Raw genomic sequence first — 22671 nt, 5'->3', positions numbered from 1 at the left:
GCCTTAATTCGCAGCGACGCTTGGCGCGGTGACGCGGCAGCCGGCGAAAAGGTCCAGAGCCGGATTGTAAACCTTCGTCTCAACGTCCATCAACCCCAGAACGCTGGGGAAGAAATTGTCGTGAGACGTCGTGTCAGCTGATTTCTTGGCAAGGCAGGCCATATCGAAGCCGGCCGATTTAGCCAGGCTGTCGCTCATCCAGGTAAGAAACGGAACGTGCGTCTGTTGCGTCGGCGCTGCGAAATAGGGCAGCCCGTGCAGATAGATGCCGTTTTCGCCGAGCGACTCGCCGTGGTCAGATAGGTAGATCATCGACGCATCGATATTGCTGCGCGCCTTTAGCTTGTCGATCACGCTCGACACAATGTGATCCGTGTAGAGAATGGTGTTGTCGTAAGCGTTGGTGATTTCTTCGGGAGTACAATCGCCGAAATCGTTGGCGCGGCAATCAGGCACGAATTTTCGATATTCATCCGGGTAGCGGGCAAAGTAGGCCGGTCCGTGGCTGCCTAGCTGATGCAGGAACAAAACGCTGTCCCCCTTGACCTGGTCGAGCCATCCATCGACCTTGTCGATCAATATCTCGTCCAGACACTCACCGCCCTTGCAAAAACGAGGATCTGCAGACGTCGGCAGGAACTCGTAGGGGATGCGGTCCGCAATATGGTAATCGCCGGTGTCGTTGTCGAGCCAGGAGACATTGACCTTGGCGTTCTTCAAGACATCGACCAGGTTCTGTGTGGCAAGTCCCTTGCGGTGAGTGTAGTCCGCTCGGCCATAGAGCGAAAACATGCAAGGCAACGAGACCCCCGTTGATGTCCCGCAACTCGACATGTTCGAGAAATAGACAATGTTCTGCTGCGCAAGGCTCGGGTTCGTTACCCGCCCGTAACCGTTGAGCGAGAAATCCTGCGCACGTGCAGTCTCGCCGAGCACAACGATGGCGACTCGCGGCCGTCCATCAGCACTGACGTGCGTACGGTGTGCATCGGTACCGATAGGCTGGGCGACTATGCTGCGATCCTTGAACTGCGATTTCGCCAATTGCACGGCGCCCTGGATCGGCATCAGCGGATTGAACTGGCTGATAAGATCGCGATTGGCGCGCTCGACGCTGAAAATCGTCCGGTAGGAAGTCATGCAGGCAACCGCTGCCACGGCGACGCAACCAAGGATCGCAAGAGAATTGTAATAGAGCTTTTGACGAATGGGCCGGTGAACAACCCGCACCCAGGCAACAAACGCAGACGGCAAAATCGCAAATAACAGCATGTGCAGGAAGAAGCGCGGCGTCATCAGGTGCCCAGCTTCTGCACCCGTTGATACCACCGCGTTGCGGATCATTTCCTTGTCGATGACCACCCCAAATTCATCGATGAACCAGGATGCGCCGGCAGCAGCGAAAAGCAGAAAAATCAGCGCCGGCTTGATGAAATATTTCGCCGAAAATGCAGCTACTACTGCAAAGCCGAGCACAAAAAGCGAAAGTGCAAACGCAGCGAACGCGATCGGCTCACCGGTAAAATAGCCCCAAGCCTTCGACCAGAACGTGTTATTGGCAGTGGCGGCAAGAAAAATTGTCGTCAACAGGCAAAGCGTGAGGCTGCCAATCTGTGGCCGATTTCTGCTGAACCGGCTGGGAGTCGATGCTTGGGACATGCTGCTTTCACACGGTCGCGGTGGCCTGCCGGGCGATCTGGAACCGTCGTATGTCAATTTCATGACGCGACAATCCCATTCGTCGCCAATTTAGGCGCGACCAACGGGCGAGCGGGGAGGAAGAGGCAGCGGACGATGTCGAGAGCGTCGAATAGTCGATCCAGCTCAAGGCAAACCGGCTATCGGACAGTGATATCGTATCTGGTAAAACCGGTGGCCGACTATCTGGCCCGAGCATTCCAAGATCGATGAAGCCCGCCCTCCGGGACGCTGGGGCAGCTACCGCGTTTGCCACGTGTTGCAGGTGCGGCATTTCGTTGACAGAAAGCGACCTGCGGATTACCATGCGCGGCTACTTTCAAGCGGGCATCTAGCTGGGAGGCACAGTGATGCGGTTGGGCGCTTCGATTGTTGTCTTGGCTGCGACGCTGGTCTCTGCAAATGCATTTGCTGATCCTGTCCAGTCTTCGGAAGATATCGTAAAATTTTTTGCCAACTCGGCAACACTTGGCGCGTCGCGAGGAATATGCGTCGGCACGGAAGATGAGTGCCGCAGCAAGGCCGATGTTGCGCCGGCAAAGACCGGTCTCGATATGCTGGTAAATTTCTCACTCAACTCGGCTGTCCTTGAACCAGATGCCAGGACGAAACTTACCGAATTTGCCAAGGCGCTGAAAGACAACCGGCTAAATTCGCTGAACTTCGCGGTGGAAGGCTACACCGATGCGTCGGGACCGGAAAATTACAACCAGCTTCTTTCGCAACGTCGGGCGCGGTCCGTCACCGCGTTTCTTTTGGCACGAGGCGTTGAGTCCTCGCGTTTGAGCGCCATAGGCATGGGCAAGAACAACCCACGCAGCGCCGATCCGTACGATCCCATAAACCGCCGAGTCGAAATGCGCATAAAAGCGCAATAGACGGCGCCGTCGATGTCAGGGCGGGGACTGCTCCGTACCTCTGGCCATCGAAAACGGCCCGGAACCGAAACATCGCTTTCGAAAAACTCGGTTGGTCGACTCAGTGTCAAAATTGGCGACCGACGCGCTCACAGCGCATTTTCGGCGGAAGTTATGATTCCGGCCAAGGTTTGCTTGTATTTTTCAAACTCCGGTGATGTCTGCCGGATCTGCATGGTGGCGACGGCGATCTGCCCGGCGGAACTCGGAGCCCTGCGCCCGTGCATTTTACGCTCGGCCCAGTCGACGACATAGGCTGCGTCCTTGCCGGTCAGGAACGGGTTGGCCTGGATTACCTCGACGCCCAGAATACTTGACAGCGATGAAACGCCTGGAGCCGCCAAGACCTGGTGGGCGCCCTCCATGCCCAGAAAATGGCACAGATAGAGCCGGCCTGCCGTGATCTGGTGACCCCGCGCCCGCAAATATGCTTCACCTTCCCGGGCAAGATTGCGCACCATTTCGCGCGAAATCGTGGGGTCGAAACGCAAGGCAAGGAGATCGGCGGCTGATAGCGAACGAGCCAGATCCGGCCGATAGGTTTTCATCATCCGGACCCAGGTCTTGGAGATGAATTGTCCAAGGCCGGTAGCCGAGGAATTGGGGTTCTTGGCCCGCGCGCTGCCGCCGCTTTCGACATGGACGATCTGGTCGGTCAACGTTTCGATGGCGGAATCGTCGGACGCGACCGTGGTGATCGTGCCCAGCGGATCGACGGCATCGCTACCCTGATAGAGTTCGAAATGAAGGTGCGGGCCGGTCGACATGCCGGTGGTTCCTACATAGCCGATGACGTCGCCGGCTTTCACCTCGGCTCCGTTCGCGAGTGCAAAGCGCTGCAAATGTGCGTAGCGGGTCTCGCGACCGTTCTCGTGCGCTATTCGCACGAGGTTGCCGTAACCGCCGCCGTCGCCCTCGAAAACAATCGTGCCGTTGAATGCCGCGGAAACCGGTGTGCCAACGGGTGCGGCCCAGTCGACTCCCTTGTGCAGACGCACCGTTCCCAGGATCGGATGCTTGCGTGGGCCAAAAGTGGAGGTCATGACGCCATTGACCGGGGTAACCATACCGTTGGCCGATGTCAGCGAATGGACCTCATCGTCGCCGGTTACGCAGGAAAATTGGCCATCGCTTTGCTGGAAGACAAAACATTCAAGGCTCTTTTCCGCACCATGGACCCCGACATACAGCACACGCCCGGCAGTGCCGTCCTTGTCGCGCGCGGTGTCGGAATAGATCAGCACGAGGCGCTGGTCATAGCTGGCGAAAGCGTTGAGATCCTGGCCGCGCGACAGATACATGATGGCCTCGCCTATGACGCTGGTCGGGACATTGTTGCGGGCCGCCGTGGAATAGATCGCGTCGAGCAGGCGATATTGCCGCTTCAGCCCACCGGTGTCCTGCGTGTCCGAATAGTTGAACAAATCGTCGCGGACCCATGGGTCGACCCCGGCCACGAAAACGCCGGTGGCGGTGCGGGCGAGGGTGCCTACATAGACATCCCTGGTGTAGACCGACACCTGCACCAGTGTCTGTGTCGTGGCTTCGCGCCGTGGCCGGTAGCCGCGCATCGCGACCACATAGCCGGTCTCGAGGCCCGCCCGGTTGAATATCCTCTTGAGCGCCTCGCCGGCGGCCTTGGCATCTTGCGCCGAGAAATGCGCGTCCGTGACGACACTGTCGAGGCTTCGATTATTGAGAATTTTGACGAAGTAGTCCTCGGTCGTCTCGAACCGGTCCGTTTCCGGCGTCACAATGGCTATGCTGGTATTGTTTTCGATCTCCGTTTTCTTGAAGACCGGGGGTGCAGCCGTACCGGCGCCGATGGCATCGCTCCAGCCGGCGTCCGGGTCATCGAAAATTGCGGGCGATGCAGGGACGGCCGCCGGAAGCGGGAGGCTCGTTGACGCGGGTGTGGCGGTCATCCGTTGCGCCTGGAAGAAGGCGAAATCCTCCTGGGTCGACGGAATCGTCGTCATGAACCGTTCGCCGGAACTCAGCATGGTATCGACCAGAACCTCGATCTTGGGCGAGATGCCCGGCTGCGTCAGTTCCGTGGGCCGGTCGACGGAGCGACCCTTTGTCGTGGTAGCGCTGCCCTTCGACAGGGTGATCCACATTGGATCGCCTGCCAGGTCGACGATGGAGGGTACATAGACGGGTGCGTCGGCCGGCAGGTCATCGACCGCTTCACTGACCTGAAGATCCTGGTCGAGGTCGCCGAACGACCAGTAGTCCGCCGTGAGGTAAAAGCCGCCGGCGAGGCAGCACAGGGCGGCAACGCCGATCCCAGCCAGGACCTTGAACCGCAGGATGCGCCGTCGTTGCGCGGCACGCGCTTGCTTCCTTGCCTTGAAACTGGCGTCGATGGCGTGCGTCATGGCCCGAGCCCGCTCAAGAAGAACGTCCACCGGGCCTGAGAAAGCGTATCCACTTCATAGAACGCCGCCGCGATATGGCCATGCTGCCAGCAATCTTCGATGCCGCGGATGGTGAAGCGCCGCCGCTCGATGCACATGTCCGTGGAGCCGTGCAGGATTGCGTGCCCAAACGCATCGGTCGCGTAGATATAGATATAGCGGTTGGTCAATTCCTCGCGGATCACATCCACGCACTGGTTGACGCCGATCGTCCACCAGCCGTCGGTCTGGAAGGCTCCGTCGATCTGCTGGCCGACCGAAAGGTTGACCACGTCGAGCGTCTGGTTGCAGACGGCGAATTCGGCGCACGCCGCTCCGGGCGATAGCGTCACAGTCAGCAGGGCTATGCCGCCGAGGAAGGCCAGACGAGCGCTGGCCGGAAGTCGCCGCGAAAAACCCCCAACTGTAGCGCCAAGAATTTCATTCTTTCGAAAGCGCTGGCGCCAAACCTTCATTGTCGTCCATACTATCCGCCAAGCTGAAAATATTTGGCCGTTGCCGAGAATGCCCGCCGCTTCTTTTGGATTTCCGCCAATATGCCGGGCAGCACGACGGATGCCGACGCTGGATTTGCAAGGACTGCCGCATCGATGTCGCTTGCACCCGTGATGGCGATAATGATCTGCGGCACGGCCTTGTGGCGTGCTCTATCGGCAGCGCCAAGACCGATCGGTACGCTGAATGTCGCCTTTCCGGATTGCACGACAACCTTGTCGTCAAGGTTGAAAACCATTCCCTTGTGATCGACCAGCAGCAGGCTGGAACGCAGGCCTCCCAGCGTTTGCAGCGTCCCGCTGATCGGCGAACCGTCGGGAACCGACGTTCGATCCAGCGTCAGGTCGGGCTTTTCGGGGGCTGCCGCGCCAAGGGCATTGAGAAAATGGGTGACTTCGCATTGTGCCGGCTCGATGAGCCTCACGCTGACGTCCGGTTCGATGCCGAACTTATGCTGAAATGCCCCCATCATCTGTACGAAGGGTTCAGCCGCCGTTCCGAACCCTTCGATTTCCATGGCCTTGTCGGTGGCCAATGTTGCCGTGGCATAGAAACAGTCGCCCCCGGAATATTCCCGCAGCCACGAAACACGGGTGGCCACCTGGTCGACGGCTTCCGCCGGCACCTGCGGTTTCGGCAGGTTCATCGCGACGGTAGTTTCGCCTTGCGTGTCGGTAGATGGCTGTAGTGGGGGCTGGTTTGGCGCGGCCGGAGGTGCTGTCGGTCTGTCTGGAGGCGCAGTCGAGGTCTGCTCCGAACCAGTAGCGGCCGGCACAGTCGTGGCGACGGCTGTTGGCCTGGAGCCATCGGGCCGATCCGCCGGCTTGGCTGCTCCGCCATCTTGATCGGCAATCGCGACGGGTCGCCCTTCCGGTGATGTCTTGGCGACGGGCGGGTTGTCCATGTCGGCGATGGTTTTCCCGGGAACCTGATTGTCGAGCGGGGCGGTATCGCCGTTTGCGGCCCCCGCTTTATTGGTCGCAGGCAAGTCGGATGCTCCGTTCGTGGCCCCGGCGCTCTGTTCTTGCGGTCGATCAATCTCTACTTCTGCAGTGGCCGGCACCTTGGCGACGGCTGTTGGCCTGGAGCCATCGGACCGATCCGCCGGCTTGGCTGTTCCGCCATTTTGATCGGCAATCGCGGCGGGTCGTCCTTCCGGCGATTTCTCGGCGATGGGCGGATTGTTCAAGTCCGCGATGGTTTTCCCGGGAACCAGATTGTCGAGCGGGGTTGTGTCGCTGTTTGCGCCCCCCGCTTTATTGGTCGCAGGCAAGTCAGCCGCTCCGTTCGTGGCCTCGGCACTCTGTGCTTGTGGTCGATCGATCTCCACTTCTGCAACGGTCGGCATGGCGGGCGGCGACGTCGAAAGGGCTTCCGAAAGTTCTGGCGTGTCGGCGCCTGCAGGTAGGGGCGAGGAGCCAAGCAGTCCGCCGAAATAGGCGCCGCCGGCCACCGTGGCGACCAGCGCCGCCGAGACCGCTGCAATCAAACCAATTTGGCGCGACTTGTTCGGCTCAATGGGTTTGGCTCCGGTCGTCGATTTTGCGGAACGTGGCGGCAGGCGTGGCGGTGGGACATGCGGGACAAACCGGCCATCTTGTGAGAGTGGAACCGAGGCAGCCGAGACGCCTTCGCTGTCCGTCCATGGATGGGGCTCGTCCAGTTGTGCCGCTTTGGGCAAAGCGCCCGGGCGCTGCCGCAACAGAGATCGGGGTGCCGTCACCTCTTCGGCATCGGCAGGCGTTTCGTCGCGGGTCGTCCGCGCGATCTCGGCGCCGGTCGGCCGCTGCTGCGGGTCCGGTTGCAGCATCGCATCCAGTAAGGGGAGGAATTCGTCGTCGATGCCGGAAAGATCAGGCACGCTGCGGCGCTTCTCCACGATCTCGAACTGCGAGCCGTTCATGTCCAACGGCTTGCCGCGCAGGACCGCTGCCAATACCAGGCCGAGACTGTAAATGTCGGATTTCTCGCTGACCTCGCCGCCGTAGAGCCCAAGCTGCTCGGGCGAGACATAATTATATTTGCCGGCGAAGCGCCCTCCGATCAGCGTTTCACCGCCGATATTGTTCGAGCGGGCGATACCGAAATCGATGATCTTGGCGCGCTCGACGCTCCCGCCCGGCAAGATGATGTTGTCCGGCGACAGGTCGCGATGCACGGCGCCGGCTTTATGGACGAAGCTCAGGCCGGAGGCGACGCGATGGCACAGCCGCCGAACCTCGTCGGGCGCCATGGGGCCGCGCCGCATCATGTCGAACAGCGACTCGCCGTCGACAAATTCCATGGCGAGATAGGGACGCCCGATGCCCGGATCGATGGTGAAGACGTGATAGCGCACGACGGCGTCGTGCGACAGGTGGTTGAGGATCGACGCTTCCTTGCGAAACAGCGAGAGGATCGTCTGATCGCGGGCGAATTCGGGCAGCACGATCTTGATGGCGACATGGTCGCCGGTCTGGATGTTGTGGCCGCGATAGACCTCGCCCATGCCGCCGCAGGCGATGCGCTCATCCAGTTCGTAGATGCCGCTGAGTTGCGTGCCGACGTCCGTCTTGGCCATTGGCGGCAGGATGCGGGTCTTGTCGTCGTCGTCGCTCATCGCCGCCAGTTCCTGTCGGCAGGCGAGATCGTCGGAGGCGATGTGCCGTTGCGCGTGTCCTTGATCTTGACCGCCACGATGGTGACGTTATCGGTTCCGCCGCGCTCCAGGACGGTTGCCAGCAGTTTCTCGCAGGCCGCCTGCGGACCTGCCGACAGCACCGCTGTCTCGATCTCGTCGTCGGTGACATGGACCGTCAGCCCGTCGGAACTCAAGATGAAGGTATCTCCGGGCAGGGTCTGTCCCTGCTGGAAATCGATGACGATTTCATCACTGACGCCGATCGCGCGCGTGATGACATTTCGGCGAGGCCATGTCCGCGCTTCAGCGGGCGAGATCATGCCTCGGTCAAGCAACTCCTGGACTTCGGTGTGGTCACGGGAAATCTGCGAGATCGAGCCGTTGCGAACGAGATAGACGCGACTGTCGCCCGACCAAAGGCAGACGAAATTGCCGTCGATGACAAGCAGCGCCGCCACGGTCGACCCGATGGTGGCACCGCGTTCTTCGGAAATACGGCGGATTTCCTCATGGGCGTGGCTTAACCGATCCTCGAAGCGGGCGCGCAGATCCGGCGCGGAACTGGGGATGCCGATGGTTGCGAGGTGGCCGACGATGCTGGCCGAAGCGACCTCGCCGGCGTCATGGCCGCCCATTCCGTCGGCGACAAGCCAAAGACCGCTTTGCGGTTCGATGAGATAATTGTCTTCATTGAGCGTGCGTACGCAGCCCTTGTGGCTTACGCCGTAGCTTTCGAAGGGGATGGCGACATTGTTCATTTGCCTCCACGCGCTTCTCGGGCGCTCCTTCGTGGCGTCACCAAGGGTCATTCTGCCACAGGCTTGCCGTTTGGAGTACTGAAATTAATCGATCGCCTTCAGCTACAATTCGCCTCCCCGTTTGTGTCCTGGCGCTTGTCTCAAAAGGTCGTCGGACAACTGAACCCGGAAAACGCCGGAAGAGAAAATGGACTGCCGGGAGGGTTGATCCGCAGGGTATAGGCCACGTCGCGTCCGCCGATCACGAACCTTGCCTCCAGACTGTCCCCGGCGCGGGTTACGGAACCGGCGTCGAGCAGGCGCTTCAACGCCCAGGGACCCTCGAATTTGAGGCTGGACTCCCGACCGGGCAATTCAGGCGTCAGGCTGAGGCCGGCCGATTCCGATGAAGGACTGCCGGGCCAGTCTATCGTGGTCGGCATGCTGCCAGTCTGAAAACTCTGCACTGCCTGACCGTTCACCTCGAGCAAGGCGGAATCCGCGTCGCCGTTCAGCGAAAACGGCGTGAAGGTGATGTCCAGTAACGGCCCCGAGCTTCCAACCGGAAAAAAGGCGTCGCGAATTTCCGAAGCCAGTTGAAAATCCCTCAAGGTCGATTTCGACAGTTGGCGGCCGACTTGCGTGTCCTGCTTCCATTCCCAGGTCTGGCCGCTCATGTCGACGAGCGGCGAAAGGTTTTGTGCAAAGAACCTGTCGAGCACGCCGCTTGGCGCAAACAGCGCCGCAAAATCCGTCATCGGCACGTCGCCTTCGCCACTTGCGGCGAAGGGGTAGCGATTGGAGATCGCCTTCTCGCACGGTTGGGTGACCGTCTCGGCAAGTTGCTGGTTCAATTGGGCGATGGATGTTTCGGCCGCTTCGCCTTCGAAGTCGTCCGCCGCCAGCCGCACCATCGTGGCAAGCGCCCTGGGCAGGCGCGAGGCGTTGGCTCGCAGCGTCGATATCTGCAATTGCAGATTGGCGTTGACGTGTTGCGCCTGGGTGGGAACCGAAGCCGCCAGCAGCAGGCTTTGATAGACGTCCCGAAAATTCTGGATGAGCGAATCGACGGGACGCTGGCCGACGGGACCGGCGACGAGCATCTGGTAGGGGCGGAAGGGCGCCTCGATCGCGGCTCCCGGATTCTGGTCCGACGAATTGGCAAACGCTGCGCCGGCGCGGCTTTGCGACTTGCTGGCGAACAGGTCTATGCCGATGCGGGCCAGCCCCTTCCTCAACTCCTCGTCGCTTTGGGCACTGGTTCCTGCCATGCCGTTCTCCGCCGGGTCTTGTGCCCGGGTCAAAGCGGTTTGCGAGGCGATAGCCTCGAACAGTAGCCTGATCGGCGAGTTGGGCGACGCGGCCGCCGAAAGCGCCAGGTACTGGGGCTTGTCGGCGGACATCGGCTTGAACTTGAGCCTGTCCAGCATGGCGGTCCACGCGCCGGCGAACGCTTTGCCGTAACGGTCCAGAAGCTCCGGGCCAAGGCGCATCAGCTCTTGTTCGACGCCGCTCTGCTCGGTGCCCGCGCCAACCACCCACTGGTCGTCGACAACTTTTTGCGCAACAGTCGCCAATGTCGGCAGATAGAGGTCGCGAAAGCCGTCATAGGTGTAGATGCCGGGCACAGCCAGCTTGGACAGGTCGCTTCCATCGGTGGTTTCGAACACCAGCGGGGCCTCCGGGCCGCCGGCGGAAGCTACGGAGAAATCGGCGGATGCGCCCGCGCTCATTCCGGAGTAAAGCAACGCATAGCCGCGATCGGCCACGCTCATGCGCCCCAGCGAACGTTGCGCCGACTCGACCAGCGGCTTGTCGATCCCGAACAATGGGTCGTGCTCGTCGTCGAGCGCCAGCATGGCGCGCAGATGGGCTTCGAGATCGGCACGGCCGGCACGATTGTTGACGCCGGGGTAGCGGTTTTGCTCCCAGTCGCGTTTCATCCAGGAAACGATCAGTTCGTCGTCGATCCTGGACGCCGCACCGCCAAGCATGAGATAGATCTTGAGCGGTTCATACAGTGCGGCCGGGTCCGCGATATTCGCCTGGATCGTCTGTTCGAGTTGCAGCAGCAGGCGTGAGCGAAACAGGCGTTCGAGCGCCTGCCCATAGGCCGTCTGCGATGCCGAGACGAGGCGCTCGCGCTGGGCAAGCCCGAAGGTTTCCCTGACGGGTGCCGGCAGATCGCGGGTCGCGTAGCCTGCCGGCAGGTTGCGCAGCGTATCCAGCGCGCCGATGACGTTTTCGAGATCGGTGTCGGCGACGGTGGTCGTCTTGAGCAGAGCCTCTGACGAACCGCGATACTGTTCGAGGATTTGCGCCGTCGATGCAATCAGCGAACGATTGGCCAGGAAACTCATGCCGAACGTACCAAGCGCCGCCACGGCCACCAGCCCGATGGCGCCGAAGCCGGCGACGCGCAGGGCAGCGTCCCGCCGGTTGGCGGACTTGTCCTGCGAAACCCATCCGGATTCCGCAAACACCACCTTGGCCAACAGGTCGTGCAGGAAGAAGCTTCTGCCCGTGCCGGAAAGATGAGCGCCAGCATCGTTGCCGAAGCTGCGGCCCAGCGCGCCAAGCAATTGATCTATCGGCGTGCCTTCCTGCGTGCCCGAAGAGAAATAAAACCCGCGCAAAGTCGTCTTTGTCGATGAGGCCATCGGATCGAAGACACTGTCCAGGAAGCCTGCAATCCTCTGCCTCAGCGCAGCGAACTGCGCGGCAAAGCCGAAAACCGCAATGCGCGTCGTGGCGTCGGTTTCCGCCTGAAGGCGGTCGGTCGTTTCCTTCGACACGCATTCTACCAGCGCATCGAATTCCGCCGGGGCGCTGGCGACTGTGTTTTTGCCGCGCTCGCTTGTCTGGAACGTCGCTCCCCAGACATTTCTGCGGCGTTGTTCGTCGAAGCTAGCGAAATATTCCATGAAGCCGGAAACCAGATCGGCCTTGGTGAAAAGCATATAGACAGGAAACTCTATCTTCAGGTTTTCATGGATTTCGCGGAGGCGGTTGCGGATTTCGGCCGCGTGGGCATCGAGCGTGGTGCTTTCAGACGCCATCAGGTCGGCCAGGCTCACCGCCAGGATGACGCCGTTTATCGGCTGCCTTGGCCTGTATTTCTTGAGGATGGACAAAAAGGCCAGCCAGCTTTTCCGGTCGGCCAAGGCGTCCGAATCCTGCGTGGTGTAGCGTCCTGCGGTGTCGATCAGGACCGCCTCCTCGGTGAACCACCAGTCGCAGTTGCGGGTGCCGCCGGTCCCCGCCACGGGCTGCGCTTCGCTCGATCCGGCAAGCGGGAATTTCAGGCCGGAATTGACAAGCGCCGTCGTTTTTCCCGCGCCCGGAGGCCCGATGATCACGTACCAGGGGATGTCGTAGAGGAAATTGCGTTTGCCGCTCGTCCGTTTCAGGGTGGCTATGGCCTCGCTCATGCGCGTTTCAAGCACTTGCGTATCGCCGGGATCGGGCTGCATCACCGCCATCTCCAGCGCCTGCGATGCCTTGCGCCCTTGCCGGAAACGAAAGGCGTAGTAACCGGCTATGGCCGCGATGACGGGAACGATGATCGCCAGGCGGACCCATGCCGGCGCCAATGGGCGGCTGTCGGCAAATCCCACCAGCGGACCGGCGATCCACACAGCGACGGAAAGGCCGGCGAGGGCGACGATCGAGAAGATGCGCGCCAGCCAGACTTTCATGGCTGCTTCCACCCTGGCGGAAGCGTTCTGGCCAAATCCATCACGGCGTCCCCTCGCGCTGGATCATGACGTCGACGCGGCGATTCTTCGCGCGGCCATCGGCCGTTGCATTGTCGGCGATGGGCTCATCCTCGCCCTTGCCTTCGACAGATATCCTCGATGGATCGGCGATCCTGGGCGAGATCGCTTTCTCGACCGCCTTTGCCCGAGCGACGGAAAGATCGTAGTTCGACTTGAAGGCGCTGGTCCGGCGCGGCTTGATATCGTCCGTATGGCCGACGATCCTGATCGGGCCGCGTTCGGGGTCGAGGGCCGCCGCGATCAGCGCGCCAAGCGCTTCGAATTCCGGCTTGACCTCGGCCTTTCCGGAACCGAACAGAAGATTGTTGCTGATTTCGATGGCGATGAAATCCCCTTTACCGGTTACCGTCAGGCCACCGCCTTCGATATCCTTGGCCAGCCTTTCGCGAATGCGCTCGATTTGCGCTGTCGGGGCTATGGGCGCGACGGCTGCCTGCACCGGAACTTCTTCGACCGCCGGAACCTTGACGGCGCGCTCGATGGTAATCGGCGACGACGGGTTGAGGGCGAGCAGTTCGCCTGCCAGCCCGTCGCCCTGATCGGTGACAAGGGTGCGAAGCACGAAGAACACGGCGACCACGAGTGCGAAGGCTGCCGCGGCGACGGACCAGAGCGGCAGCGGCCGGCGAGATTTCGCCATTGCCGCGGCCGTGCCTTGCCACCGGGGCGAAATCTCGCCGGCCTCGTCCGTCTTGAAGTAGCGCAGGGTCTCGTAGACATCCTGACGGACCCGGTCGAGGCTGCCATCCTGCCGCGCCGCACCTCGATACTGACCTTCGAAGCCGAGGCAAAGGCAGGCATGCATCAGCCCGAGCAGATCTTGATGGGCTTCAGGATCGCCCAGGGCCTTGTTGAGCGCCAGGAAAAAGCCCGCGCCGGCGGACCCGGCCTGGAAAAACCTGGCCATCATTCCTTGCGCGCCCCATTCGGCGAGAGCCATGCCTGCCAGATTGCCGATGATGTCGTCGGTCGTTTCACACAGCACGAATTTGGCGATACGGCCGTCTTCGGCGGCCACACCGGCCTCGGCGACCCGGGTTTCGAAATCCTGGACCCCGCGCGCAAGCAGGTCTGCCAAGGATGCTTGCTGCATCTCGACGGGCATCAGGCGAAGATCGCCAAGAAACATCAAAATAGGGGTCGCCGCCCGGATCAGCGGATTGGCGGCGGCGTAGTCTATCCGCGCGCGGGCATCGAACAATTTTTCCTGCGAAATCGTTCGTGCCGTCCGGCCCTGCGAACTGCCCTTGTCTGCAAGAGCGGCTTCAGGGAAGGCTGGATCGGCCGCCGCCGAAAATACGGTCCCCTGAAAGATGACGGTGCCGGATGCTCCCGATGCGTAACCTGCGGCGCCGGGATCGAAAACCGTCGCATCCGGGTTTTCCGCGGGCGTGGCGCGCGCACTATCGGCAAAGGGGGGCTTTCCAGCGGGATCGCCCCTTTGTCGACGGTCAGGACGGACCCGTATGACGGTCTTGCCGTCCGATCCCGGCGGCGGATCGTTCTTTGGCCTATCGTCTCTGCTCATGGGCAAGCCGCCGCAAGCGCAGAGCCGCTATGGCCCGCGTGCCGGGTGCAGGCTCCGAATCCGAGCGCGATGCCGGCGTCCGATTGGTATGCTCTTTCCAATCCCAGCCCCCCACTTCGCTGGACGGTCCTGACCGGATAGCCATCCAGAAACATGCTTGCCTTGAAGCCATGCGTCGCGCGTCGGTCCGTTCAGAAGACGCCACCTATGCCTATGCCGCCGCTGATGTCGGGCGGCGGCGGCGCTGGCGCGCGCCCGGCGGATGATTGCCGCTTGCCGTTCTTGCGCCCGCCTGCTCGCGCCGATCCACCGTCTCCGTTGTCGGATGCGACCCGTGCCGGCTTTTGCTTCTTCACCATGACTGGCTGTTTGCAAATACGGCCCGAGCGCAAGAAGAGCTCGCCGAGCAATCCCACGCTCGGTTCGGTCGTGGATGCGGCCTGCCTGGTATTCTTGTAGTAGTTGGTAAGCGCACGGGTGGAGCCGTTGCCCCAATCGCCGTCGACCGACATGCGATAGCAGCCGAGTCGGCGAAGCTCGGTCTGGACGCTGCGCGCAAGATCCGTCGCCTTGTCGGTCTCCGCTTCCCCGTCCGTCGTTCCCACGATCAGCGTTTCGATGCCCGAAACCACGCTTTGACGAGCGGCTTCGACGCTTTCGCTCGGGTTCAGATTGGCGACTTGCGTACCCGCGGGCTGGGGCGCGGCCCCTTGCGGGCCAGGAATTTCGATCGAACGCAAGGTCTGCCCGACGATCAGTACGGCTGTTTGCAGATCGTTCGAGGCAAGTTCCACCTGCAGCTTTTTCTTGGCGGCCGGGTCCGAAAGAATACGCGACAGGCTGGCGCTGAGTTCGGCCGGATCCAGCACCTGCTGCTCGGTGAAATAGAACTGCTCCCGCAGGTTCGACTGGTCCCAGGGAACCTGGTGGCCGACCGTCAGGGCCTCGGTTTCGTTACGCACGCGGATCATCATATCCGATATGCTGAGGCCTGGTATTTCCACGTTCTTCAAAAGAGCCGTCGTAAACGGGCTGTTTTCGCCGCTGCCGTCGACGGTGACGTTGCCCGGCTGCGTGGCGAATGCGACGAAGGTATTTTCGCCGACTTCCACCTGAGCCAGACCATTGCCGGCGCCCGCGCCTAGCGGGTTGTTGCGGCAGGCGTCGAGGAATATGAAGGTCTGGCGGTCGCGGCGCGCGAAACGGGAAATCACGTCATTGAGCTTGATCGCGCCGGCGGTAAGTTTCTCCAGATTTTCCGGATCGGGCGTGTCGACCGGCAGCAGGTAGTTTTCACCTTGCACCTGTACGCCGTGACCGGCGTAGAAAATCAGCACCGCGCTGGCCCCGACGACTTTTCCATCCGCCTCCTGGAACAGCTTGGCAAACCCCTCGGATGTAAGATCGACACCGGTCAGCACGTCGAAATTCAAACGCTTCAGGCTGTCCGACAGACGGGTGGCGTCGTTGCCTGCGTTTGGCAGATGCTCAAGCCGGGCACTTCGATAGTTGGAATTGCCGATCACGATCGCCACGCGGTTGTGTGGTTGAGCCGACGCGTCGGTTTCGATCGCGGCGTGGGCTGCAAGAGACGTGAACAGGAACAGCAGCAAAGCCGCGGGCAAGCGGAAAATGGATCCGAGTTGATGGGTCATGTCAGCACGCTTGTTCCGTCCTGCGCCAATCATGCGGCCCTCGAACATGCATGACGGGCGCGACCAGTCCCAGTGTCGGACCATGCTGCCTAAGGTCGATAATTTATACCAAGAGAATCGGGCCAAGGATAGGGTAGGGGCGCTGGGCTGCGACTGCCCCGCTGGCCAAGGGAATTGCCCATGCCCTTTCGTTTCGCGCTGCCACGCAGAAATCATGCGAAAGTGGTTTTTCTGCCACATGCTCAAGCGCTAAAGAAAGCGGCTCGTGAGTGCCGTATAAGTGATTTTTTCCTGTTTATTTTCAATCTTTTGGCCGCCGGTTCCAGGAATGGTGCCGGCGAGGATGCGTCCTTTGGCACGATTTTGTGGGGGCGAATCAGCGTCTTCGGCCGGGGGGTGCCAAGCTATAGGCTGCGGACATGGCAAATGTTATGCTCGGCTAATATGGATGTGCCCCAACGATGCCGGATTTGCCCGGCCAGTTTCGTGAGGCCATCGTGCGGACATTTGCCTGAAGGAGTTTGCCAGTAGCGATTTGGAAGGGGAACAATGGTCGGCAGGATCCGGGTGCTGCATATGGGCAGCGCATCTGCATTGGCAATCGGAGCCGTCATCGTCCTTGCGCCGATGGAAGCACGCGCCTGTACGGCGACGACCACGGAGAACGCCGGCGTCAACATAATCTGCCGGGACGGCGATCAAACGGTACAGCCCTTCGCCACCAGTTTCGGCAATGGTGACGGTACCCAATTTTACGACGGCAACGGCAATGACATACTCACGATAACGGGCGGCTCCATCCTGGCTACCGGGCAGGACACGCCCGTTGTAAACGAAACCTACAATCTGGACCCGAGCACTGGCGTCATCGAGATGGGCGCCGGCAACAATATCGTCGATATTTCGGGGGGAACGATCGGCAGCGCCGCAACGCCCATCGGCATCGTGCTTGGCGTGGGCGCCAATACGTTCGACATGCGCGGCGGTGCGCTTTCCGGGTCCGTATTCGGTTTCCCCGGCGGCAATAGCTATGCGGTAAGCGGCGGCACGATCGGTGGCTCGATTTTCGCTGGCGGCAGCAACGATACGGTGACCGTTTCGGGCAATGCAAACATTCAGGGCGATGCGGCCATCGGGCCGGATTCGGTTGGCCTCGAAGACGGGGACGACACGTTCACCATGACGGGTGGCACGCTTGGCGGCGCGGTCAGCGGCGGCAATGGCAACGACATCTTGACCGTCAGCGGCGGCAGGGTCGGCACCTTCCTTGCCGGCAATGACGGCGACGACCAGATCAACGTTTCGGGCGGGGCCGTTGGCGATGATGTTGTCGGCGGTGCCGGCAACGATGCGGTCGCCGTTTCAGGCGGCGAGATCGCCGGCGGGATCGAGGCCGAAAGGGTTACCCTGACGGGCGGCACGATCGGCGGCGACATTTCGGGAATTGGGCCTGACACGTTGATCATCAACGATACGCTCTCGCCCGATCCACTCAATCTGCGTGACGGCGTCGTGTTCAGTGGTACCGACGCCAATGGCACCTTGACCGACACCGACCTGTCGGCGGGCGGCACCAGGAGCCAGAATTTCAACGGGTTCAACACCTTTTCCGCCAGTAACTCCACGCTTGGCTTCAATGGCGGCACGCAAGGCATCAATCAGCTCTTCCTGACGGACAACTCGACGCTTTTCGTCAACGGAAATGTCAATGTGCCGGGCACCGTCACGGTCACGAATTCGCTGATCGACATGCGTGACGGCGCGGCAGACGATGTTCTCACGCTTGGCGGTATTGTCCTCGACGGCGGCCGGATCGGCGTCGATATCGATCAGGATACGGTCACGTCGGATCAACTGGTTGCCAATGCGTTTTCCGCCACGGGCGTCAACACCGTCATCGTCAACCTGCTCGGCACGCCGCAGTTTGCCGGCCCGACCGACATACCGATCATCGTGGCCACCAACGGCCCGGTTGCCGGAACCTTCGTCGTGCAGGGCATTCCCGGCACGCCCGGATCGCTGTTCACCTACGAGGTCGTCGCGGGGCCGGACGGCGGCTTGTTCATACGCGCCTCGCCGGCCAATTTCGGCATTGCCGTGGCCCCCGACAGCGCCATCAATGGCGCGACGGTAGAGAATGCGATCGAGGCGATCTACGGCATCAACCGGTACGCCATCGATGCGGATTTGCTGCTTTCTCCCGGAGCGGGAATGGTCCAGTTGTCGCCATCGTTCGGGGTGTTCGCCTCGGGCCAGTTCGCCCATACCGAACACAATGGCTACCATATCACCGACAACGTCATAAGCGGGCAGGGGCCGAGTTTCGACGCCAACGATTTTTCGGCGGCGATCAGTCTTGATTTCAACGCAGCCAAACATTTCCAGATGGACACGAAGTATGGGCTGAACATCGGCGTGTTTGCCGGTTACGCGTCGTCCGACGTCGATCTGGGTGGTTTCGGCGGCTTCGACATGATCGGCATTGGCGAGAACAAGAGCGGCATGTTCGGCGCCTACGCGCTGTTCCGCCAAGGCTATAATTACGGTCTCGTCTCCGCGTCGGGTTTCCTCGGTGGCACCGACGTTACCAATGGCGTGCTCAATACGACCGGCAGCTACGACACTCAAGGGTATGCCGTCACCGGGTCGGTCGGCCATATCTTTACTTTGAGCGACCGCGCTCGTTTCGACCTTCGCGGCGGCCTGCTCGGCGTTTCCTTCAGCGGCGATCCCTATACCGACAGCGGCGGCAATCAGTTCGGCAAGAGCCGCGTCTCGTTTGGCGCGGTCAAGTTCGAGCCGGGCGTCTATGCCGACTACCAGCTCGAGAACGGCATGGTCTTGAGCCCCTATGCGCGCGGCGAACTGCAGCAACGCTTCGGCTACAGGAACACGGCCGAAATCGGCGGCCGGCGGATAAACTTCGACGACGCAGATTTTTCAGTGGCGCTTTCGGGCGGCTTCAACCTGAAAATGTCGTCTTCGGCAACGGTGAACGGTGAAATCCGCGGCAAGGCATCTTCCGATAGTTCGACCCTTGGCGCCAAGCTCGGCATAAAGATCGCATTCTAGAGAATCGGACCGAAAATGGTTGCCGGTTTTCGGAAAATCCGATGCTCAAACAAAAGGATGGAGCGTCCAAGACGGATGTCCGGAGGATTTTCATCCAAGGCTTATTTCGGCTTGGCGGCTTTGGCGTAGGCCTCGCCGAAATAGGCAAGGAATACGTCGAGCATGCCGTTTTCGTGCGGGTCTTCCTTGGCCTTCCATGTTGCAACGAACGCATCCCAGGCCCGCCCCTTTTTCGAAGTGAAGGAGGAGGGGGGCAGTTTTCTTTCGATCATGTCCGGGGACAGGTCGTCGATGAGACGCGACAGTGCCGCCTGCATCGCAGCATAAGTGGCCAGTTCATGGGTTTTCAGGTCGCGGAAGGCATCCTCGACGCTGTGCGGCGCGTCGAGGTAACCGGCGCGGCGGCGCGTGAACAGGACCTCCAGGATTTCTTCCGAGCCGGGCAGGAATTTAAGCGGGTTATTGTCGGCGCTGCCGACCATGGTGCGGTCGCTGCTCCTGGCAAGCGTCTTGGCGGCAGCGCGCGCCTTCAGCAGCATCGCCAGTTCGTCGACGACGATGCGCAGCACCGAACCGATTTCGCGGGCGACATCGCCGGCATCGCGAGACAGGAATATCTCGGGCGCGACACCGGCTCCGGCTGCCACGGCGCGCAGAATTTCGTCCCCCTGCGCAAGCCTTTGTCCGGCCGACCCATGTCCAAGCGGTGGCTGCTGCCTGCCTGAGGTGCCAACCGCCAGGGAAAACGATCCGCCGCTCGACGGTGAGGGGGGGAGGGCGGCGCTGTCCCGGTTCGGCCCGAACGGCTGGTCGCCGGGGAGTTTCGATGCACCCCCCGTATCGTCGCCAGTGCCCGCCTGCCGCGCGCCTGCATGGCCGTGTAGTGCTGCGTCCTCTATCGAAACCGCGACGATGTAGCGGCCGATGCGCAGCCGGTCGCCGTGCGCGAGCCGGTGGGGATTGGACATGCGTTGGCTGGCCCCGTTGACGAAGGTTCCGTTGCGCGACACGTCGAGTAGCCAGAACGCCCCGCTTCGACACCGGACTTCGCAGTGCCGGCCGGAGATGAATTTGTCTTTATCGGGCAAATTCCAGTCACGGTTCTCGCGACCGATATCGAAGTTGTCCTCCTGCGAGCTGAATTCGATCGGACTGCCGTCAGCCAGGCCGTCTGCATTGATTATTTTCAGACTGATGCGCATCCGAATGACCCGCGGATTTCTGCTTTTCGGCCGCCTTGCTCTCGTCGAGCCTGAAATCATTCTAGCAGGTTGCATACGCAGCGGGACAGCCGCTTTGACGACAACGTCTTCGCCGGGTTTACCACCCTATGATGTGCTTTGGTTCGCGGCCACACCTATGCTAGGATCAGCGGAAGTTGGCCGCGACCCCGGAGAGGGACGACCCCGATGCCGAACGATCGTGCCGCTGTTGTTCAAACTCCGGTTGGCTCCGATCTGTTGACGTTCACCCATCTCGTCGGACGCGATGAGATCAGCCGCTGTTTTGCCTACACGGTCGGCTTCGTCAGCGAAAATTCGAATGTCGACCCGTTGAAGATGCTGGGCGGCCCGGTTTCCATCGAGGGTGAATCAGGCGATCCCAAGCGCTGGTTCAGCGGACTCGTGTCCGAGTTCCGCCTGACCAGGATTGAGGACAGGCTTGCCCACTACGAAGCTGTTTTGAGGCCATGGTTCTGGTTTCTGGGCAACACCACCGATTGCCGCATATTCCAGAACATGAGCGTCATTGAAATCATCGAGAAGATTTTCTCCGAAGCGCCCGCGGCCAAGTTCGAGAAACGGCTGCAGGGTTCCTATCCGCCGCGCGACTATTGCGTGCAGTATGACGAGACCGATCTCGATTTCGTGCAACGCCTGCTGGAACACGAAGGCATCCTGTATTTCTTCGAGCATGGCGACGGCGAGCATACCTTGATCCTCGCCGATGCGATGAGCAAGCTGAAGCCGGCGCCGGGATACGAAACCGTGCCATTCCATCTCGACGGTCAGGACACTAGGCGCGACGTCGAGCATATCACCGATTGGATACCGGGCAGTTCGGTGAGGCCGGGCGCTTATGCCCATACCGACTACGATTTCAAGAAGCCCAGTGCCGATCTGATGGCAAAGTCATCGCAGGCGTTTAGCCACAAGGAGGCGGCCGGGGAATACTACCGCCAGCCCGGCGCCCATCTCGATACCGGGCGGGGCGACGCCATCGCGGCCATCAGGCGCGAGGAATTGCAGGCCCCGCACCAGCGGGTTTCGGCGGTAGGCACGGTGCGCGGCCTGTTTTCGGGCTGCACCTTCACGCTTGAGGATTTTCCGCGCGACGATCAGAACCAGGAGTATCTCGTCGTCAGCGCCGAGTACCGCCTGTTCGATCCGGGCTATCGCAGCGGCGTCGATACGGAAGGCGACACTTTCCGTATCGTGCTGGGAGTGGCGCCGACCAAGGTGCCTTACCGGCCGCCCCGCATCACGACCCGTCCGATCATGCGCGGGCCGCAGACGGCGACGGTCGTCGGTCCTTCCGGCGAGGAGATATTCACGGACGAATATGCCCGTGTGAAAGTACAGTTCCACTGGGACCGGGAGGGCAAGAAGGATCAGAACAGCTCTTGCTTCGTTCGCGTCTCGCAGACATGGGCGGGCAGCGGCTGGGGGTTCATCCAGATACCGCGCATCGGCCAGGAAGTGATCGTCGACTTTATCGAGGGCGATCCGGACCTGCCGATGATTACCGGCCGCGTCTACAATGCGGCCCAGATGCCGCCCTACGGCCTGCCGGCCAACGCTACCCAGTCGGGATGGAAGTCGAATTCCTCAAAGGGTGGCGGCGGCTACAACGAACTGATGTTCGAGGACAAGGCCGGTTCGGAACTGGTCAATTTCCAAGCGCAGAAAGACCACAAGCTGCTGATCAAGAACGACCGCAGAAAATTGGTCCAGCACGACCAGTCCGACCGCATCGACAACAATGCCAAGCACTCCGTCGGGGTCAATCTCGACGAGGACGTCGGCAACAACAAGACGACGAAGGTCGGCGTCGACCGCACCGTCAACATCGGCTCCAACGATACCGAGACGGTGGGCATCAACCGCTCGCTGACCGTTGGTTCCAACGAGACGATCGGCATCGGCGCGAATTCCAGCGAGACGATCGGCGCCAACCATACGCAGACGGTCGCGATCGTCCAGACGATAACCGTGGGCGCCGCCCGCGTCGACACGGTCGGCGCCTCGGAGACGCGAAGCGTCGGCGGGCCGCAAACGAACACGATCGGCGCCAGCCGGTCGGTCATCGTCGGCAGCGGCCAGGATCACACGATCGGCGCGGACGACGCGTGGACGGTAGGCTCCAACCAGAGTATCCAGATCGGAGCCGATCAAGGGCTCAAGATCGGCGGCGCGCAGAATTCGGAAATCGCCAAGACATGGATCGTCAAGGTCGGCGAGGACAACTCGATCCAGGTCGGCGGCGCACACGAGCTTAAGATCGGCAAGAAGAGCCTCACCGAAGTCGGCGAGGATGCCGCGATCGCTGTCGGCAAGACCTTGACGCTGGAGGCGAAGGATCAAATCCAGCTGAAATGCGGCGACGCGATCATCACCATGAAAAAGAATGGCGAGATCGTCATCAAGGGCAAGGACGTATCGATCAACGCATCGGGCAAGATCAACGCGAAGGCATCGGGCGACATGTCGCTCAAGGGCAGCAAGATCACCCAGAACTGAGGGCAGACAG

The 22671-nt window shown here is 61.2% G+C and carries 12 protein-coding genes; 3 read left to right on the top strand and 9 right to left on the bottom strand.

Translation table 11 applies throughout. The features are described from left to right. Nucleotides 1–3: 3 nt before the first annotated feature. Nucleotides 4–1659, bottom strand: a complete 1656-nt coding sequence (locus ACX3P1_RS12910; protein ID WP_459079975.1) for a phosphoethanolamine transferase — start codon at nt 1657–1659, stop codon at nt 4–6. A 389-nt stretch (nt 1660–2048) separates the two neighbouring features. Here ACX3P1_RS12910 and ACX3P1_RS12905 point away from each other — a divergent pair, with 389 nt between their 5' ends. Beyond that, the gene (locus ACX3P1_RS12905; protein ID WP_459079974.1) at nt 2049–2576 is read left to right on the top strand and encodes an OmpA family protein; all 528 of its coding nucleotides are present in this window, start codon (nt 2049–2051) and stop codon (nt 2574–2576) included. A 128-nt stretch (nt 2577–2704) separates the two neighbouring features. Here ACX3P1_RS12905 and ACX3P1_RS12900 read toward each other — a convergent pair whose 3' ends face one another. The 7 genes from ACX3P1_RS12900 to ACX3P1_RS12870 form a co-directional block, all read right to left on the bottom strand. Next, nucleotides 2705–4996, bottom strand: a complete 2292-nt coding sequence (locus tag ACX3P1_RS12900) for a M23 family metallopeptidase (protein WP_459079973.1) — start codon at nt 4994–4996, stop codon at nt 2705–2707. Then, nucleotides 4993–5490 (bottom strand): DUF1036 domain-containing protein, encoded by a 498-nt coding sequence (locus ACX3P1_RS12895; protein ID WP_459079972.1) that lies wholly within the window; start codon nt 5488–5490, stop codon nt 4993–4995. Before ACX3P1_RS12895 ends, ACX3P1_RS12900 begins: the two co-directional genes overlap by 4 nt. 11 nt (nt 5491–5501) lie before the next feature. Beyond that, entirely contained in the window at nt 5502–8129 is a 2628-nt protein-coding gene (locus ACX3P1_RS12890; RefSeq protein ID WP_459079971.1) for a serine/threonine-protein kinase, read from the bottom strand. Continuing rightward, a complete protein-coding gene (locus ACX3P1_RS12885; RefSeq protein WP_459079970.1) occupies nt 8126–8908 on the bottom strand; it encodes a PP2C family protein-serine/threonine phosphatase in 783 nt (260 codons plus the stop codon). Before ACX3P1_RS12885 ends, ACX3P1_RS12890 begins: the two co-directional genes overlap by 4 nt. 140 nt (nt 8909–9048) lie before the next feature. Next, a complete protein-coding gene (gene tssM, locus ACX3P1_RS12880; RefSeq protein WP_459079969.1) occupies nt 9049–12585 on the bottom strand; it encodes a type VI secretion system membrane subunit TssM in 3537 nt (1178 codons plus the stop codon). Nucleotides 12586–12625: 40 nt separating this feature from the next. After that, nucleotides 12626–14194 (bottom strand): type VI secretion system protein TssL, long form, encoded by a 1569-nt coding sequence (tssL, locus tag ACX3P1_RS12875; RefSeq protein ID WP_459079968.1) that lies wholly within the window; start codon nt 14192–14194, stop codon nt 12626–12628. Between the two features lie 191 nt (nt 14195–14385). Continuing rightward, nucleotides 14386–16089, bottom strand: a complete 1704-nt coding sequence (locus ACX3P1_RS12870) for a caspase family protein (protein WP_459079967.1) — start codon at nt 16087–16089, stop codon at nt 14386–14388. Nucleotides 16090–16398: 309 nt separating this feature from the next. Between ACX3P1_RS12870 and ACX3P1_RS12865 the strand changes: the two genes are divergently transcribed. Next, the gene (locus ACX3P1_RS12865; protein ID WP_459079966.1) at nt 16399–18921 is read left to right on the top strand and encodes a beta strand repeat-containing protein; all 2523 of its coding nucleotides are present in this window, start codon (nt 16399–16401) and stop codon (nt 18919–18921) included. Nucleotides 18922–19022: 101 nt separating this feature from the next. Here ACX3P1_RS12865 and tagH read toward each other — a convergent pair whose 3' ends face one another. Then, nucleotides 19023–20123, bottom strand: coding sequence for a type VI secretion system-associated FHA domain protein TagH (gene tagH, locus ACX3P1_RS12860; protein ID WP_459079965.1), 1101 nt, complete (start codon nt 20121–20123; stop codon nt 19023–19025). Nucleotides 20124–20330: 207 nt separating this feature from the next. Between tagH and ACX3P1_RS12855 the strand changes: the two genes are divergently transcribed. Next, on the top strand, nt 20331–22661 hold the full coding sequence (locus tag ACX3P1_RS12855) for a type VI secretion system Vgr family protein (protein WP_459079964.1): 2331 nt from the start codon (nt 20331–20333) through the stop codon (nt 22659–22661). Nucleotides 22662–22671: the final 10 nt, after the last annotated feature.

The organism is Mesorhizobium sp. A623 (assembly GCF_054489405.1).
Note: the sequence above shows the minus strand (reverse complement) of the source record. Positions and strands in the feature narration are given on the sequence as shown.